Origin of the sequence: Leptospira borgpetersenii serovar Javanica (genome assembly GCF_003046425.1) — a bacterium.
Classification (GTDB): Bacteria; Spirochaetota; Leptospiria; order Leptospirales; family Leptospiraceae; genus Leptospira; species Leptospira borgpetersenii.
Map to the genome: position 1 here is coordinate 1 of NZ_QAJG01000025.1, position 2,500 is coordinate 2,500.

Sequence of the window (2,500 nt, forward strand, 5' to 3'; positions counted from 1 at the left end):
TTAGGCGAAGAGATTACGAGTGAAATAGACAACCGAGGATTGACATATACAAAAAATTCTTTCCTGAGTTACAGAGATAACCTACTCAACAAAAATTTCCAGAATACAACTCAAATCAACAAACAAATCCAAGAAGGAAAGAACGCCGTGGCCGGAATTATATCCGAAGGAGAAAGTTACAACCAAATCCAAGGAATAATCCAAACTGCGGCAAACTTAAACAAACAAGGAGAAAAAAACAAAGAACGAGTGGAACGGTTGTTACTCGAATCGAAAGAATTAGCAAATCGTAATATCGGAGAAGGACTGTTAGACGGATTGCAAGAAATGATTGCAAGCATCCAAAGTTCGTTACCACAAGAAGTAAGTAACAACGGAGTCGCTCAATACATCCAAGCACAAGAGAAAGAATTGGAAGAAAAACAAAAAAAGGCAGATGAATTACTTTCTCACATGAATTTACTTGTAACGAATAACAATGATTTGGCGGCGTTGCAAACTCTACTCCAAGGAAGTAGCCAAGCAATCAACTTGGCGGCAAACAGCGCAGTGTCCAAATACTTAGACGACTACGCAAAAAAACTACAAAAAGATAACGAAGAAAGAAGTGCAAATCTCCAAAAGACACTCTTAGAAGCGCTGACCAACGGAGACGAATACAAATATCTCAGAGAAGCAGGATATTCTTTCCGAACGGATGGAGAAGGAATTAGCGCGTATCGAGAAATCTACAGCGGAGAAATTGAAATCGACGGCAGTGCGATGAAGAGTACGAGTTATTCTCCCCTACAAATCCGCACTATAAATAAAAAAGGAGAGGACTTACCTCTCCTTTTGCGATCTGAAATCGGCTTCAAATACTGAAGCCTATAAAATTCTTTCTTACCAGCGATAGTGACTGAACGCTTTGTTTGCTTCCGCCATTTTCCGGATATCTTCTTTCTTCTTGATAGCCGAACCGGTACCTTTTTGAGCTTCGATAAATTCAGCTGCCAGCTTTGCAGACATTCCTTTTTCGTTCCTGTCTCTGGAATAACGGATCAACCAACGAATACCGAGAGCAAGTCTTCTTTCGGGACGGACTTCAATCGGAACCTGATACGTAACCCCGCCCACTCTTCTGGACTTAACTTCCACTTGCGGTTTAGCATTTTCTAATGCTTCCCGAAAAGTGGTATAAGGATCATTACCGGTTTTTTTCTGGATGATTTCCAGCGCATCATAGAATAATTTCTCAGCTACGGATTTACCGCCACTTAACATTAGGCAATTGATAAACTTCGCAACTTGAACATCGTTGTACACTGGATCCGGAGTGATTTTCCGCGGTTCAACTTTTCCTCTTCTTCTAGACATGATTCAATTCTCTCCGATTAAGCCTTAGGACGTTTCGCACCGTATTTGGAGCGACCGTTTCTTCTTTTATCCACACCCAAGGTGTCGAGGGTACCGCGAATGATATGATAACGAACCCCAGGAAGATCTTTTACCCTTCCCCCACGAATCAGAACCACGTTGTGTTCCTGGAGGTTATGTCCCTCACCGGGAATATAAGCAGTAACTTCGATTCCTGTCGTCAAACGAACCCTTGCGACTTTTCTCAAAGCTGAGTTCGGTTTTTTCGGAGTAAACGTCATTACTCTCGTACAAACTCCTCTTCTCTGAGGAGAGCTTTTTAACGCAGGAGATTTCGTTCTCTTTTTCTGCTTTTGCCTGCCGTGGCGAATCAATTGACTGATTGTTGGCATGAATTTCCTTCTCTAAAAAAATTTCAGATCGTTTTTACCAGATCGTCAAACACTCCCGATTTGTAAAGTGAATGACGATCGCTCTTCTTACTCGTCTCCGTCGGAATCGTCCGCAATCGATTGCGGAATTTCTTCTTCCTCTTCTTCTTCGAGAGGACGATCGAGGTCGCCGTAAGCGGACTTGAATACGGAAATATCCTTATACTTCTTCGTTCCGGTTCCCGCAGGAATCATATGACCGATGATGACGTTCTCTTTGAGACCCATCAAATTATCGGTCTTACCTTTGATCGCCGCGTCGGTAAGAACCTTAGTGGTTTCTTGGAAGGAAGCGGCCGAAAAGAAGGATTCCGTGTTCAAGGAAGCCTTTGTCAACCCGAGAAGAATCGGAACGGATTCCGCAGGAGAACCACCTTCGGCGATGACTCTCTTGTTTTCTTCGTTGAACATAAGTCTGTCGATTTGTTGCTGATTTACGAAACTCGTATCACCGGAATCGGTAATCAAAACTTTTCTAAGCATCTGGCGGACCACAACCTCGATGTGTTTATCGTTGATATGGACCCCTTGCAGTCTGTAGACCTCTTGGACTTCCTGAACGAGATACACTTGAAGCGCCGTAACACCCTTGACCCTGAGAATGTCATGAGGATCCAGATTCCCATCGTCGATCTGATCCCCTCTCTTCACGAAGTCTCCGTTACGAACCCGAATCTGTTTACCAATCGGAATCGTAACCTTGACTTTTTCCT

3 protein-coding genes and 1 pseudogene (1 of these 4 cut by a window edge) are annotated in these 2,500 nt (G+C 43.3%); 1 reads left to right on the plus strand and 3 read right to left on the minus strand.

Annotated features, from left to right (window positions below; translation table 11 throughout):
• Positions 1 to 864 (plus strand): annotated as a pseudogene (locus CLV95_RS15520) (hypothetical protein); the annotation flags it as partial.
• An 18-nt stretch (positions 865 to 882) separates the two neighbouring features.
• Here the strand turns inward: CLV95_RS15520 and rpsG are convergent.
• The 3 genes from rpsG to rpoC all read right to left on the minus strand — a co-directional run.
• Entirely contained in the window at positions 883 to 1,356 is a 474-nt protein-coding gene (rpsG, locus tag CLV95_RS15525) for a 30S ribosomal protein S7 (RefSeq protein WP_002722006.1), read from the minus strand.
• Between the two features lie 17 nt (positions 1,357 to 1,373).
• Positions 1,374 to 1,748: a 30S ribosomal protein S12 gene (gene rpsL, locus CLV95_RS15530; RefSeq protein ID WP_001142358.1), complete on the minus strand. Its 375-nt coding sequence runs from the start codon at positions 1,746 to 1,748 to the stop codon at positions 1,374 to 1,376.
• Positions 1,749 to 1,835: 87 nt separating this feature from the next.
• Positions 1,836 to 2,500: the 3' end of a DNA-directed RNA polymerase subunit beta' gene (gene rpoC, locus CLV95_RS15535; RefSeq protein WP_002722050.1), read on the minus strand. 3,550 nt of this gene lie beyond the right edge of the window; 665 of the gene's 4,215 nt are visible here — the last part of the coding sequence; the start codon falls outside the window, past its right edge; the stop codon is at positions 1,836 to 1,838.